Genomic DNA, 13,453 nt, shown 5'->3' with positions numbered 1-13,453 from the left:
AACCATTTAATTATTGAAACGCTGCAAACACTAATTACTCTGTTTTTCTATTTGCCAAAAGCAACCTCATCAAACATGGCCAACACACTCATACCAGGTAACACACTGGACGGTACACTCTTTATCGTCGCGCGTATTTGCACCGTTTGGCTGGTTGGATCCACACTGGGACCAATATGGCTAACAAACGCCTGTAAGGTATGCTGTGTTTCTTCAGCCTGTAACTGCAGTTTTCTACCCACTTTTAACCAAGCCATCCATTCAGCTGGCACGATAATATCGGCTTCCAACTGGGCGCGCCCCACCACTTTAAGCAGGGCTTGCTGTTGCTGCACAACTTCAAAACGATGAATGTCAACCTGCTCAACGACACCATCAAATGGCGCTTTAATATTGCAACGTTCCACATTAAGCTGCGCTATGCGTTGCTCAGCCATTACCTTTTGCAATTCCGACTCAGCAATCGCCACCTCAAGGGTACCGATTGAGCGTAACTGATTCAGTTGTTTGGTGTTTTCCAAACGAATTTGTGCAACCTTGACCTCAGCAGAGACTTTCTCTTGTTGGGCATCAAACAAACGACAGTCTAACGCCACCAGTGTTTCACCTTGTTTAAAAGATTCACCCATTCTTTTAGGCAACCCCACCACTAAGGCCGCTAATTCACTGGATAACGTCGCACTGTGTGTTGCCACAAGCAGACCTCGGGCATTGAGCGTCTCTGCCATCAGCGGATTCGCTAACAGCATGGCCACAGCAACGACGCCCACTTTACACAACATAACCTAGCCCTCTTTCTCAGCTGCTTGTTTAGCCAAATAAGCGGCTTGCATTTGTTCTTCACTCACGGCTTCTATATCACCTTGTGACCAACGACCGAACATAGAATCAAACGCATTCGCAAGCTCTTCTAATTTCATGCCGCCAAAACCATTCGGTAGAGGGTCTAAGCCCATAGACACTAAAATTTTACCAAAGCTATTCTGCAAATCAGCATAAGCCACATCACGGCGCAACTCCGCCAACAAGGCATTCACTTGTTCACTAATAACCGTCAACTCACCGACATTCTGGGCGACACGACTTGACTGAATTTGATCTTGAATACGATTCGCCACGTCTAAATAGTTAGTTGCTAAATCATAGGAGTTCTGCGCTTCGGCGTACTCAATATTGGCAATATGCACCTGAGATATGACCGCCATAGAAACCGCTAACGCTTGCTGCTTTGTCGCGGCCATTTTTAAGTTATTAAGCTGATCAATTTTGCCGTAACGAAAAACATTCATTAAATTCCAGTTCACGCCGACACCGGCACTCGCCCAATCATTGTTTTTTAGGTAGTCGGAACCGTCGTAGTTTAGACCTGCACTTAAACTTAGACTTGGAAACAAGGTCAAAAAGGCGGAACTCACTTCTTCTTTAGTGATACGTTCTTGATATTGAGCTTCAATCAATTCAGGACGACGAACCAAAGCCGTGCGCTCCATCGTGCTGATATCCAAATCTAATTCAGGCACTTGGAAATCCGGTGTACCAACATCGGCCAACTCAAAACTTTCTGCTGGATTTAGACCCATTAACGTCGCCAATTCTGCCTTTGCTGGCATTAAGTCTTTGCGCAAGTCCTGCAAGGTGCGAAGCGATTCTAATAACGCTCTTTGGTAGGTTAACGCTTCCATAGGCGACTGAGCGCGCATTTGTTCGATACGAGCCGAGTCCGCTAACGCGGCGCGAGACTGGATAATAAGGGGATCAATTTTAGCCAGCAAACGCTCAGCTGACACCGCACGGTAATAGGCATTACGCGTCTGCTGCATAATGGTCTGCACTACTTTGCGTTCCCGCTCTTTAGAAATCAGGAAACGGTCGGCCTGCTGCTTAGCTCTAAAATACGACAAACCAAAATCCAGTACATCCCATGTGGCACCCACACTGCCAGTAAAGGTACTTTTGTCCGAGGACACAGAATAACTTGGGTTAGAGCCTAAAGCCGCAGGCTTATCACCGATAAAACTCACTGACGCTGACGCCGCATAGTTATTGCGATAGGCGTAACCCGCTCGAACCGCCAAATCAGGCAACATATCAAACTGATCGACTGCTAACTGTCCCTGTGACACAACCGCTTCAAACGCCTTTAAGCGTGCATCACGATTATGCTTAATGGTGCGAGCGAAGGCTTCATTAAGATCAATAGCCTGAGTAACCGGTGCAAAATCCTCTGCTAACAAGGTTTGGTTCTCAACCGCATTCGCCATGACATCATTGTCACTCAAGCGCGAGGGAGAGACCGAACAACCTGCTACCGCAGTCGCAACAAGAATGGCCACTGCTGTTTTAGCAAACATGGTCTTAGTAAACACAGGATGAACAGCCATGATTTCTCCTTAGAATAATGTATTTAAAATCAGTTAGATAATGTCGTCGTGTTTGGCAGACTAAATTCAAACTCAACGCGACGATTTGCGGCATATTGCTTCACCAAATCATCCTTAGAGACGACTTGAGTATTCGGTATTTCTTTCACCAGTAGGCCACTTTCCCCATGCGCTTGTACGCTTATTTGTGCAGCCGATACCCCCAGCATTAATAAACGCTCGCGAACATACGCCGCACGCTGATAAGACAACGCCTGATTGTAAGCCTCTTGCCCTATCGGATCGGTATAACCATGCAAGGTAAGATGAGACTCAGGATACATAATCAAAAATGCCGCCGCTTCATCAAGCACAAGACGACTTGCTGTGGCACGATCAAAATCAAATAAAATGGGGGCAACAGTAGGCGGCAAGATAATTAATGGGGAAGCAACACTGGGAACCTCTTCATTTTGCACGGTCTTTTCTACTTTATTCTGTTGTTCAGAAAGCACTGCACAACGAGTGTAACGATCATCGCAGTCCAACGTTGCACTAGACGATTGAGAAGCAAACTTGCCACAACCTGAGATAGCAGCGGCCATCAGTACAACAAATGTTACACGAACACAGAACACACTAGACAACATAGCGACTCCTGAAACAGGTTAAATATGTAATTAATGAAAAAGCACTAAAATTTGAAAATACAGAATTGAAAAAATAAGCAGAACCGAACGGCTCAGCGAAAGAAGTGTGAAACCTACCTTTGTACAAGAAATAGTGAAAACAACATCCATATCCCTAACCTTCAGCCTCAATATTAAAAAAGCAAAACACTTTTCAAAATTTGCAATTTCTTTACCCATTTTAGATCAAGTGTGTTCAAAGATGATAGTAAGTAAGTAAAAAATATTCATAAACTTATATTCGGCAACCATCCAGTTAAAAAGCCACACCGCCCCCTATATACCTAAGACCCCTGAGTAAGAGTTTAAGACTCAAAAAGCGGGACAACTCGATTGAATCCCCCGCTGCAAACACTATGGACGTTGTGGATACAAGCCCTCAGTGGCAATGCAAAAAGTCAAAGCGATCCGAGGAGCGACAACGGCAAAGGGGATGGTTTGCCCTCCTATAGGATTCCCCCGTATACCCTAGATCAACCGTACCATTTACGCCTGCCGCTAAATTAACATCCAATGACACTGACCCACTGGCCGTTCCAGTCACACCGCCCTCAGGCCCAATATTAAGATCTGCCGTGGTACCCGCTGGGCTATAAAGTGTCACGCCTCCCAATCCCTGTGCCGCTTTACCCAGCACAGCATGATCAGATGGTGTTATTGAACCAGCACTCGAAGAAGAGGTCGCGATTTTTGCCGCCCCATTCACAGGCAAGGAGATGGTGCCAGATGCGACCCCTGCGCTCGCACCACCACTGGGAACAAAGGTTGCGGCATGGTTATGCCTGGGCATTTGAGAAATAGCCAATGTATGTATTTCTTGCCCCACCATAGCAGCGATATTGAAATTCGTTAGTCCTGGTCCTTGACCTGTGCCAATCGGCGCTCTACCACGTAAGTCAGGAATACCATAAGTATTCCTACCATCACCGCCATATCTGGTTCCTAGCAAGGAGTACAATGCTTGATTGTCATTAATTGCACTCGTTTGCCCAGCCGCCGCAACATAACCTATAGGGCAATAAGAGGCGGCAGTCACACAAACAGAACCAAGATATGGATCCGTAGGGCAGGCAACTGCTGTTTGTGATGTAGCAGCAAAGGCGGTCACTAACAATGCACCAGATAACGAAAAAAGGGATAACGCTTCTGTCTTTTTCTTCATGGTAAGTTCCTTATAAGACCATAAAAAATGTCATTTCTGACACCAAAAATATTCGAATAATTTAACAAAACTGCTTCAAGGTATTATGGGCGAGAAGGGTATATGCCTGTCGTAGCGATGCAGAAGGTCAGGGCGATTCGAGGGGCGACAACAGAAAAGGCTTGGCTTCCACCTGCAGTAGCGACATTGACCGTACCATTTACGCCAGCCGCTAAATTAACAGGAAGAGATACCGGCCCAGTCGCTGTTCCGGTCACCCCACCCTCAGGCCCAATATGAAGATCTGCCGTGGTACCCGCTGGGCTATAAAGTGTCACGCCTCCCAAACCCTGTGCCGCTTTTCCCAACACAGCATGATCAAATGGCGTTATTGAGCCTGTACCCGAAGCAGAGGTCGCGATTTTTGCCGACCCTGTCACGGGTAAAGAGATGGTTCCAGATGCTGATCCCGCATTGGCACCACCACTAGGCACAAAGGTTGCGGAATGATTATGTCTGGGCATTTGAGAAATAGTTAATGAGCGCGTCTCCTGACCTACCATGTCAGCGAGATAAAAATCGGATAATCCTACTCCTTGACCTGTGCCAATCGGCGCTCGACCGCGCAAATCAGGGTAACCAAAAGTAGTTCTATTATCGCCACCAAAATTATAACCAAGTAATGCAAACAACACTTGGTTATTAGAAATGAGAGTTGTTTGTCCAGCCGCCACACTGTATCCTCTCGGACAGTAATCGGTTGCCATCACACAAACAGAGCCGATATAAGGTTCCGTAGCACACGCCAAGGCTTTTTGGGGAGTTGCAACAAATACGGTCACCAACAGTGCCGTCGATAACGCAGAAAGTGATAATGCTGCCGCTTCTTTTTTCATGATAAATTCCTTGTATCCATAAATTACATCGTTATTTTTAATGCTGGCTTTCTCAATCCCTATCAAAAACTGACAAAATCCTTACTAAAGTTAGTCGAAGTTAAACAAATGTCAATTACACAAAATTACACGACAAACGCTTTAAAAGATGGCTTTAACCAAGACAAAGACATATCGGAATTTTTATCAAAACGCGTCTATTTTGCCCCTCCCTTGGGAAAGCACACATTTCCTCATTTTGTGCACACAACAGAAAACTCGCTATCACAAAGCCTGAGTATAATGCTCGACTATTATTTGAGGAGTGCGTTTAGTCACCACCTCAACAATGTCATGTTTTCTTAGGAACACCATATGGAAAATGCTCATAACGATACCTCTTCATCCGGCATGGGATCGAAGGAGTTTACCCTTCTAGTTGCCTTGTTAATGTCTATCACGGCCATCTCTATTGATGCTTTGCTGCCCGCTTTAGGCATTATTGGCGACGATTGCTCGGCGCGGCGACAGCAAACCAACCACAATTGCTCATTAGCATGTTGTTTTTAGGTTTAGCAATGGGCCAGCTGATTTGTGGCCCACTGTCCGACGCCTTAGGTCGACGCCCTATTCTCTTTAGCGGCTTTGCTTTGTACCTAGTAGGCACTGTGGTCTGTTATCAAGCCGACAGTTTAGAAGTGCTCATGTTAGGTCGCTTTATCCAAGGTTTAGGTGTAGCAGGCCCATATATCTCCGCCATTTCTTTGGTTCGTGACTTGTACCACGGCGCGCAAATGGCTCGTATCATGTCATTAGTAATGATGATTTTCGTTTTGGTTCCTGCCATTGCCCCCACACTTGGACAAGCCATTATGTTTGTCGATGACTGGCGTGGTATTTTCGAGATGTATCTGGTTTACGCTGTATGTCTAATAGTTTGGATTGCGTTTCGTTTAAAAGAAACCTTACCCAAATCCAACCGTATCCCTTTTACAAGAACAGGTTTCTACGAGGGCTTTAAAGAGGTGGTGACGAATCGAATTACCGCCAGTTATACCATTTGCATGGGATTGTTCTTCGGTAGCTTTATTGGCTATTTGAATTCCTCGCAGCAAATTTTCCAAGTGCAATTTGAAACGGGCAACCTATTCGCTTTTTACTTTGGCGTGCTGGCTCTGGTGCTTGGGTTTTCTTCACTGATTAACTCACGGATTGTCGAAAAACACGGTGCGAAATACATCGCCTTCCGTGCTATTTGCGTTGTTGTTATTGCATCTATTGCCTTCTTTGCTTTACACGCTTTCGTCACCATCAGCTTATGGATGTTCTTAGTCTACGCATCCGTGTTGTTTTTCTGCTTTGGCTTGTTGTTCGGTAATGTCAACTCTCTTGCAATGGAACCCATGGGACATGTGGCAGGCATTGCCTCTGCTGTTATTGGTTCAGTGTCGTCCATTATGTCCATGAGTATCGGCACCGTCATAGGCCAAATGTACAACAACACCCTAATGCCAATCTCTGGCGGCTTCGTAATTATGGGTTCACTAGCAATATGCCTTATGTACTGGGCAGAAAAAGGACGTGTAGAAGAAGTCATTGAAGAGCAAAGCGCAGCGGTTTAATGAGGGATATGTTTTGTCGCGCACGAGGCTCACCGATTTCCCGATGCGATAAGTGCTAGCTAAACACTCATCAAGAAGAGATACAAGGTCGCGCCTTTAGCGCGACGAGGGCTTGGTTTGTGTAATCGGCTTTTTGTCGGCCTAAAGGCGCGACCTACATGGTTTTGTGTAGGTCGTGCTACGATATTGCTCGGTGAACAAAGGGCGACATCAAGTTCAGCTATTTCATCAAACTATCAAGCTGACGCATCAAGTCCGTCTTATTCATCATTGACTGATTCATCAATGCAGGCATTAATAACGCTTCTCTACTTACCGCTTTTAATGCAAAAAAATTCATCGTCGAAAGAGAATATTGGGCAACCCATACCTGCAATGTAGACTCTAATACCGCTTCAAATTCGGCAAACAAAGCAAAGGTAGAGGCTGCCATTTTATGTTGCTCGCCCAGTAAAATACGATACACGGCAAGGTGCTCTGGTTTATTGATCCATAGCTCCCATAATACAATCCACCCAGAAATCAGAGTCGCGTCTTTTTTCGTCTGCAACTTTTCTAAACGTGCCTGCATTTTGACTTGCGCTTGCTCGGTGAGTGACATCAATACGGTTTCCCACAACACAAGCTTGGTTGGAAAATTACTGTAGACCGTCGGTTTCGACACCGCGGCAGCCAATACCACTTGGTCAATACTGGTACTTTGATAACCCTGCTCAGTAAACAAGCTTGATGCCACGGTTACTATGTGGGCTTTTTTACTGGGTCTTCCTCTTGCCATAACGTCCTCTCAAATAATTAAAGGGAGTCACCCCTTAAAAATCTTAGTCTTACAATAATTACCGTATAGAAACCAAAAATCGGCACATTACGCTTCACTAATGCCCTACAAAAACCACCAAGCACTTTACCCAACACAAACCCGACTCGTAGATTATACATAAAAAAGAAGTTCGACAGCACTTGACGAACACTCATGATCGCATTAAATTAACTAAACGGTATAGTTAAATAAATAGAGATTTAGGAGCAAGTCATGCAAAGCGAGAACGGTTTCTACGGGCAATACGGCGGTAGCTATATTCCTGAAATCCTTTATTCGAGCCAACAGCAAATTTTACATGCGTTCGAAGAAGCCAAAAACGACTCAGAGTTTCTCGCTGAGCTGAATAAACAATGGCAGCAGTTTTCTGGCCGCCCTACGCCACTGACGTTTTGTGCGAATTTGACCGAACACTTTGGCGGCGCACAAATTTACCTTAAACGTGAAGATTTAAACCACAGTGGCGCACACAAGATGAACAACGTGATTGGCCAAGGTTTGTTGGTTAAGCGTATGGGTAAAAAGCGCGTGATTGCCGAAACAGGCGCGGGTCAGCATGGTATCGCTACTGCCCTTGTCGCGGCACGCTTGGGCCTTGAATGTACGATTTACATGGGCGCAAAAGACATTGAGCGTCAGTATCCAAACGTTTTCTGGATGAAACAACTTGGCGCAACCGTGGTGCCCGTCACTACTGGCGCACAAACTCTACGGGATGCATTAGATGAAGCGCTACGTGACTGGTCTTCTAGCCACGAAGAAAGTCATTACCTAATTGGCACCTCCTGTGGTTGCGCGCCTTTCCCTGAAATGGTGGCCTATTTTCAATCTGTGATTGGCAACGAAGTGCGCGAGCAAAGTATCACACAATTCGGTCAATTCCCGGATCGCCTATACGCTTGTGTTGGTGGAGGTTCAAACGCTTGTGGTTTGTTCCTGCCTTTCCTCGATGACAAAGACGTGGAAATGGTCGGCGTCGAAGCGGGCGGCAAAGGTTTGGAGCTTGGCGAGCACTCTATTCGCTTATCTCACAATCTTGGACAGCCTGGTATCGCACAAGGTTTTGCGACCATGTTTTTGCAAGATGACGCTGGACAGCTGCAAGAAACACACTCTATCGCAGCGGGTTTAGACTATGTTGGAGTCTCCCCTATCATCGCCCATTTGGCGGAAATTGGTCGCATCAAGATGACCTACGCCATGGACGATGACGTGATTGCCGCTTGCACTCTTCTACTGAAAAAAGAAGGCATCATTCCTGCGCTAGAATCGTCCCATGCATTAGCAGGTGCTTTTAAAGACGCACCGAACTTGCCAAAAGACTCAAAGATTGTCATCAACCTTTCAGGTCGCGGTGACAAAGACATCTTTAACGTAGCAAAAGCGGTGCAAGACGAAACCTTCCCGCAGTTTTTGACCGATTATCTTGCTTCTTACCCAACCAACCACGCTGACCATAAGGAGCAAAACGCATGAGCCAGTTAGCGGATTTTATTCATCAGAAACGCCAACAAAAGCCTATTTTGTCGATGACGCATGTGGTTTACGGTTACCCAAGTGTTGAGGAAAGCTTAGATTGGATGAAAAGACTGATGCAGGAAGGCGTCGATTTCATTGAAGTGCAATTTCCTTTTTCCGATCCCGTTGCCGACGGCCCAAGCATTGTTGCCGCCTGCCATAAAGCGCTAGAACATAAATTGGATGTAGAAACGTGCTTGTCTCAGCTTGGCAAGTTAGCAAAGAACTTCCTGACAGCCGCATTGTGTTGATGAGCTACCTAAACCCCATGTATCGCTTTGGTTTAGACAAGCTAGCCAAACGCGCAGCAGAGGAAAATATTCTAGGCTTAATCCTACCGGACCTGCCAATTGAACAAGCAGCAACCTATCAAGCGGCTTGTAAAGCCAACGGCATCGATCCCGTTTGGCTGGTAACGCCTGCGACACCAAAAGATCGTTTAGCCATGCTGGCAGGCCAAGCAAGTGGCTTCCTGTATTGTGTTGCACGATCTGGCGTGACTGGACACTCTGTCCATGAAGGCAAGAGCAAGGTGAACGTACTGGACGATTATCTAGCAGAAATTAAAACTCATGCTAGCGCCCCCATGGGCGTAGGATTTGGCTTACGTCACCGTGAACAGATAGAACAGCTAACCGGCAAAGCCGATATTGCCATCTTGGGTTCTGCGTTATTAGATGCGTACAACAAAGGCGGCCAAGACCAAGGCATCAAGCTGATAAAAGACTTGTTCCACTAAAAGCGAATCCATAAATAGCACTTGAAAAGCCACACCCATGAATATATGATTTACATACAATTCATATATGGATCATATATTCATGGGCATTATTAAAATCTCCGACGAACTTCACGATGACATCCGCAAAAGCTGCCATGTCATGTCTCGCTCTATCAATGCGCAAGCCGAATTTTGGATAAAAATGGGACGCTTAGCCGAGCTTAACCCAACCCTCACCTTTTCTGAATTGATCGCCAATGAACTGGCTAATGCCAACACAGAAACACCATTGAAAGCCGTCAAATAACATGCAAGTACAGATCAAAACCCCAGCTGAAATCGACTTCATGCGTGAGTCTGGCAAATTATTAGCCCGCGTATTTCATATGCTCGATGATTTTGTCAAAGAAGGCGTTTCAACCTTAGAAATTAACAACAAAGTTGAAGACTTCATTCGTCATGAACTCAATGCCAGACCGGCGAGTCTAGGTCAATACGGCTATGAATTTGTGCTTAACTCGTCAATCAATGAAGTCGTTTGTCACGGCGTTCCAAGTGACAACCAAAGGCTCAAAGCAAAAGACATCGTCAATTTGGACATCACCCTAGAAAAGAACGGCTTTATCGCCGATTCCAGCAAAATGTATGTCATGAGCGATGCGAACCCTATTGCTAAACGATTAGTCAAAACCACCTATGAAGCGATGTGGGTTGGAATCAAAAAAGTAAAACCTGGCGCAACTTTAGGCGACATAGGAGCCGCGATTCAAAGCTTAGCAGAAAGCAAAGGCTATTCGGTGGTCAAAGAATATTGTGGTCATGGCATTGGCCGCGACATGCACGAAGAGCCACAAATATTGCATTACGGTAAAGCAGGAACAGGCATGACATTGGAAGAAGGCATGACCTTTACCATTGAACCCATGATCAACCAAGGTAAAGCCAAAACCAAGACAAAAAAAGACGACTGGACGGTTGTGACCGCTGATAAGAAATTATCTGCGCAGTGGGAACATACCATCTTAGTAACATCGACAGGTTATGAAGTACTGACTTTAAGAAACGAAGAAATCTTAAAATAAGGGTAGATTTAAATGGAGGCTGCCCAGCGTTTTTCCATAAAATCGATAAACACTCGCAGTTTATTGGGCATAAACCGCATCGCAGGAAACTGCATGTGAATGCCCCCTTGAAAATCGCTGTTCAACTGCCAATCGGCAAGCACCTGAACAACTTCGCCTTTTTCTAGCGATTCCCAGACAACAAAATCCGGAAAAGGGGCAATGCCGAAGCCTTGCTTTACTCCCTTTAATCGCATTTCGGCATCGTTATTGATATAACGTCCATCCACTGTCACCACGACTTTGTGGTCGCCTTGCGTAAACGACCAAATATTATCACCATCAAACAAACCAAGCGGCAAACACAGGTGATCTACTAAGTCCTCTGGCGAGTCTGGTATGCCGTACTCTGCCAAATATTGTGAACTTGCACAAAGAATAGAGCGAACCCCACCCAAGGTTTTACACACCAAATGCTCATAGGGCTTTTCGGCTACATAAAACACCAAATCCACATTCTGATACGCTGGATCAACGCGCAAATCCGTCACCCGGACTTGCAGAGAAATCGCTGGATACAGGGCCATAAATTCCACTAACAAGGGTTCTAATACTTGCCTTGCCAATGAGTCTGGCGCAGCAATACGCAAACGCCCCACAGCCTCGTTGGCATTATTTTCAGAGGCAATGACAGCTTCTTTTGCACTGTCTAACATTTGGCGACACTGCTCGTATACAGCTCTACCCACCAAGGTAATGGCTTGTTGTCGGGTGGTGCGCTCTATCAACACGGCCGATAAGGCTGTTTCCATTCGAGATACTTGTCGACTAACACCTGATGGTGTCACACCAAGCTTCAGCGCCGCTTTAGTAAAGCTGCCCGTTTCAACCACAGCTACAAAAGCCGCCATATCAGGTAATAGGGCAATCAGTTTATTTGTGTCCATGAGTCATAAGTCTTTTGATTATTTGGCCAATTATGTTTTACACAGGCACAAGCTAGCATACTTTCTAACGTCACTCATCCTCTTATCGAGAATAACATGCTATCAAAAACATTTAACATGCCACTCATTTTAGCAAAACTTCCTATGGCGGAATTATCACTTTTATTAACCGCTTTCTTTTGGGGAACCAGTTATGGCATCACCAAAGAAGCCTTGCTCTACACTGGTGTGCTTGCTTTTATCGTCATTCGGTTTGCTTTAACCTCAATGCTACTGGCTCCTGTTTTCATAAAAGAATGGCGGGCAGGGTTAGCAAAAGACTGGAAATACGCCATACCGACAGGGGGGATTTTATTGTGTATTTTCCTAGCGGAAATCTATGGCGTCTTTCACACAACAGCATCAAAAGCCGCATTTTTAATCAGTTTATGTGTACTAATCACGCCATTTGTCGAAGCTATCACTGAGAGAAAGTTACCCAGTGCAAATATCATCTTGTTTGCCCTACTATCATTGTTCGGCGTCTTTTTACTGACCACACAAAACTCAAGCTCAAACGCTTTTGACATTCTTTCTCTAGAGTCTCAATAAGGGCGATTACTGTATTTTACTCGCTGCGTTTTTGCGTGCTTGCATGGTCGTCACAACAAAAACGCTATTGAAAGGAAAAGCACTCTCGGCACTAAGCACCACAAGCATTCAGGCCAGTGTGGTTACCCTTTGGTGCTTTAATGATTTTTTTAAGCAACGGTCATTCGATAGAGCAACTCTTTCCAACCAACATAGCTTTTTGGCTAGCGGCCTTCTATCTCGCACTCTTCTGCACCGTCTTCGCCTTGTTTGCACAAAACTTTGGCGTGAAACACACCACCCCATCACGAGTCGCCCTGCTCACTGGATCTGAACCCGCCTTTGGTGCTTTATTTGCCTTTGTTTGGCTAGGAGAATCCTTAAATACCATTCAAATGATTGGTGGCGGTTGTATTTTATTAGCAACCCTAATGGCTTCAACACAAAAAAACACACCACTATAACAAACCATGCTTGATCTCTATCTGATATAGAGATCAAGCATGGTTTGGGTGCGACACAATAATCGCTGCCGATTAAGTACTATCAACATTTTATTGCTTAGGCAAAAGTACCGCATCAACCACGTGAATGACACCATTAGACTGCTTAACATCGGCAATCGTCACGTGGGCCACTCGACCATTTTCGTCTTCAAGCATGATTTTATCGCCCATGTAAGTCGCCATTAATGTACATCCACCGATGGTAGGCACTGGATGTTTGCCCTTGTCGTCATCAATCATCGTTTTGATCGCGCCAGATAAAGTATCCGCTTTGACAACATGGCACGCTAAGACTTTAGCCAAATCGGCTTTATTTTCTGGCTTTAGGAGATTTTCCACCGCGCCTTCGGGCAATTGATCAAACGCTGCATTCGTTGGCGCAAAGACGGTAAAGGGTCCAGGGCCTTGTAGAGTTTCAACCAAGCCGGCAGCCTTAACTGCCGCAACAAGCGTCGTATGGTCTTTTGAGTTCACGGCATTTTCTATGATATTTTTGCTCGCATACATCGAAGCACCACCCACCATTGGGTTAGTGTTCTCATCGGCACTTTTCATACCACCAGCAGAACAGCCAGCAAGCGTCACAATTGTCGCAATAGAAACAAGACTTAATAATTTCATTG

Annotated in this window: 15 protein-coding genes and 1 pseudogene; 8 read left to right on the top strand and 8 right to left on the bottom strand. The window is 45.4% G+C overall.

Annotated features, from left to right (window positions below; genetic code table 11):
* Nucleotides 1–47 precede the first annotated feature (47 nt).
* From ONZ52_RS13430 to ONZ52_RS13410, 5 genes are all read right to left on the bottom strand, one after another.
* Complete coding sequence (locus ONZ52_RS13430) at nt 48–782, bottom strand: efflux RND transporter periplasmic adaptor subunit (RefSeq protein WP_265219168.1); 735 nt, start codon at nt 780–782, stop codon at nt 48–50.
* A gap of 3 nt (nt 783–785) precedes the next feature.
* Nucleotides 786–2,381, bottom strand: coding sequence for a TolC family protein (locus ONZ52_RS13425; protein ID WP_265219167.1), 1,596 nt, complete (start codon nt 2,379–2,381; stop codon nt 786–788).
* 29 nt (nt 2,382–2,410) lie between these two features.
* Complete coding sequence (locus tag ONZ52_RS13420; protein WP_265219166.1) at nt 2,411–3,010, bottom strand: OmpA family protein; 600 nt, start codon at nt 3,008–3,010, stop codon at nt 2,411–2,413.
* A gap of 418 nt (nt 3,011–3,428) precedes the next feature.
* Nucleotides 3,429–4,211 (bottom strand): phage tail protein, encoded by a 783-nt coding sequence (locus ONZ52_RS13415; protein ID WP_265219165.1) that lies wholly within the window; start codon nt 4,209–4,211, stop codon nt 3,429–3,431.
* Between the two features lie 83 nt (nt 4,212–4,294).
* A complete protein-coding gene (locus ONZ52_RS13410; protein ID WP_265219164.1) occupies nt 4,295–5,086 on the bottom strand; it encodes a phage tail protein in 792 nt (263 codons plus the stop codon).
* Nucleotides 5,087–5,440: 354 nt separating this feature from the next.
* On the opposite strand from ONZ52_RS13410, the gene ONZ52_RS13405 reads away from it, so the two are divergent.
* A complete protein-coding gene (locus ONZ52_RS13405) occupies nt 5,441–5,635 on the top strand; it encodes a hypothetical protein (protein ID WP_265219163.1) in 195 nt (64 codons plus the stop codon).
* A gap of 8 nt (nt 5,636–5,643) precedes the next feature.
* The gene (locus tag ONZ52_RS13400; RefSeq protein ID WP_265219162.1) at nt 5,644–6,687 is read left to right on the top strand and encodes a multidrug effflux MFS transporter; all 1,044 of its coding nucleotides are present in this window, start codon (nt 5,644–5,646) and stop codon (nt 6,685–6,687) included.
* 220 nt (nt 6,688–6,907) lie between these two features.
* Here the strand turns inward: ONZ52_RS13400 and ONZ52_RS13395 are convergent, their stop codons facing one another.
* Nucleotides 6,908–7,465 carry a TetR/AcrR family transcriptional regulator gene (locus ONZ52_RS13395; protein WP_265219161.1) on the bottom strand — a complete coding sequence of 186 codons (558 nt, stop codon included), beginning with the start codon at nt 7,463–7,465 and terminating at the stop codon, nt 6,908–6,910.
* 255 nt (nt 7,466–7,720) lie between these two features.
* Between ONZ52_RS13395 and trpB the strand changes: the two genes are divergently transcribed.
* From trpB to map, 4 genes and pseudogenes are all read left to right on the top strand, one after another.
* A complete protein-coding gene (gene trpB / locus ONZ52_RS13390) occupies nt 7,721–8,983 on the top strand; it encodes a tryptophan synthase subunit beta (protein WP_265219159.1) in 1,263 nt (420 codons plus the stop codon).
* Nucleotides 8,980–9,764, top strand: a pseudogene (trpA, locus tag ONZ52_RS13380) (tryptophan synthase subunit alpha). Before trpB ends, trpA begins: the two are co-directional and overlap by 4 nt.
* Before the next feature lie 82 nt (nt 9,765–9,846).
* Nucleotides 9,847–10,053, top strand: coding sequence for a ParD-like family protein (locus ONZ52_RS13375; RefSeq protein ID WP_111609020.1), 207 nt, complete (start codon nt 9,847–9,849; stop codon nt 10,051–10,053).
* Nucleotide 10,054: 1 nt separating this feature from the next.
* Nucleotides 10,055–10,828, top strand: coding sequence for a type I methionyl aminopeptidase (gene map, locus ONZ52_RS13370; RefSeq protein WP_265219155.1), 774 nt, complete (start codon nt 10,055–10,057; stop codon nt 10,826–10,828).
* Nucleotides 10,829–10,836: 8 nt separating this feature from the next.
* Here the strand turns inward: map and ONZ52_RS13365 are convergent, their stop codons facing one another.
* Nucleotides 10,837–11,754 carry a LysR family transcriptional regulator gene (locus ONZ52_RS13365; RefSeq protein ID WP_265219154.1) on the bottom strand — a complete coding sequence of 306 codons (918 nt, stop codon included), beginning with the start codon at nt 11,752–11,754 and terminating at the stop codon, nt 10,837–10,839.
* Nucleotides 11,755–11,850: 96 nt separating this feature from the next.
* Here ONZ52_RS13365 and ONZ52_RS13360 point away from each other — a divergent pair, with 96 nt between their 5' ends.
* Together ONZ52_RS13360 and ONZ52_RS13355 are read left to right on the top strand one after the other, a co-directional pair.
* The gene (locus tag ONZ52_RS13360) at nt 11,851–12,345 is read left to right on the top strand and encodes a DMT family transporter (protein WP_265219153.1); all 495 of its coding nucleotides are present in this window, start codon (nt 11,851–11,853) and stop codon (nt 12,343–12,345) included.
* 140 nt (nt 12,346–12,485) lie between these two features.
* Nucleotides 12,486–12,788, top strand: a complete 303-nt coding sequence (locus ONZ52_RS13355; protein WP_265219151.1) for a DMT family transporter — start codon at nt 12,486–12,488, stop codon at nt 12,786–12,788.
* Between the two features lie 90 nt (nt 12,789–12,878).
* On the opposite strand, the gene ONZ52_RS13350 is transcribed toward ONZ52_RS13355, so the two are convergent.
* Nucleotides 12,879–13,451: a fasciclin domain-containing protein gene (locus tag ONZ52_RS13350; RefSeq protein ID WP_265219149.1), complete on the bottom strand. Its 573-nt coding sequence runs from the start codon at nt 13,449–13,451 to the stop codon at nt 12,879–12,881.
* Between the last annotated feature and the right edge of the window lie 2 nt (nt 13,452–13,453).

It is taken from the genome of Marinomonas rhodophyticola (assembly GCF_026113935.1).
Classification (GTDB): Bacteria; Pseudomonadota; Gammaproteobacteria; order Pseudomonadales; family Marinomonadaceae; genus Marinomonas; species Marinomonas rhodophyticola.
This window is presented reverse-complemented; position numbering and strand designations above follow the sequence as displayed.

Bases quoted from the DNA above. Each gene is read 5' to 3' on its own strand.
- ONZ52_RS13430 (WP_265219168.1), bottom strand. From the start codon at position 782: ATGTTGTGTAAAGTGGGCGTCGTTGCTGTGGCCATGCTGTTAGCGAAT.
- ONZ52_RS13425 (WP_265219167.1), bottom strand. From the start codon at position 2,381: ATGGCTGTTCATCCTGTGTTTACTAAGACCATGTTTGCTAAAACAGCA.
- ONZ52_RS13420 (WP_265219166.1), bottom strand. From the start codon at position 3,010: ATGTTGTCTAGTGTGTTCTGTGTTCGTGTAACATTTGTTGTACTGATG.
- ONZ52_RS13415 (WP_265219165.1), bottom strand. From the start codon at position 4,211: ATGAAGAAAAAGACAGAAGCGTTATCCCTTTTTTCGTTATCTGGTGCA.
- ONZ52_RS13410 (WP_265219164.1), bottom strand. From the start codon at position 5,086: ATGAAAAAAGAAGCGGCAGCATTATCACTTTCTGCGTTATCGACGGCA.
- ONZ52_RS13405 (WP_265219163.1), top strand. From the start codon at position 5,441: ATGGAAAATGCTCATAACGATACCTCTTCATCCGGCATGGGATCGAAG.
- ONZ52_RS13400 (WP_265219162.1), top strand. From the start codon at position 5,644: ATGGGCCAGCTGATTTGTGGCCCACTGTCCGACGCCTTAGGTCGACGC.
- ONZ52_RS13395 (WP_265219161.1), bottom strand. From the start codon at position 7,465: ATGGCAAGAGGAAGACCCAGTAAAAAAGCCCACATAGTAACCGTGGCA.
- trpB (WP_265219159.1), top strand. From the start codon at position 7,721: ATGCAAAGCGAGAACGGTTTCTACGGGCAATACGGCGGTAGCTATATT.
- ONZ52_RS13375 (WP_111609020.1), top strand. From the start codon at position 9,847: ATGGGCATTATTAAAATCTCCGACGAACTTCACGATGACATCCGCAAA.
- map (WP_265219155.1), top strand. From the start codon at position 10,055: ATGCAAGTACAGATCAAAACCCCAGCTGAAATCGACTTCATGCGTGAG.
- ONZ52_RS13365 (WP_265219154.1), bottom strand. From the start codon at position 11,754: ATGGACACAAATAAACTGATTGCCCTATTACCTGATATGGCGGCTTTT.
- ONZ52_RS13360 (WP_265219153.1), top strand. From the start codon at position 11,851: ATGCTATCAAAAACATTTAACATGCCACTCATTTTAGCAAAACTTCCT.
- ONZ52_RS13355 (WP_265219151.1), top strand. From the start codon at position 12,486: ATGATTTTTTTAAGCAACGGTCATTCGATAGAGCAACTCTTTCCAACC.
- ONZ52_RS13350 (WP_265219149.1), bottom strand. From the start codon at position 13,451: ATGAAATTATTAAGTCTTGTTTCTATTGCGACAATTGTGACGCTTGCT.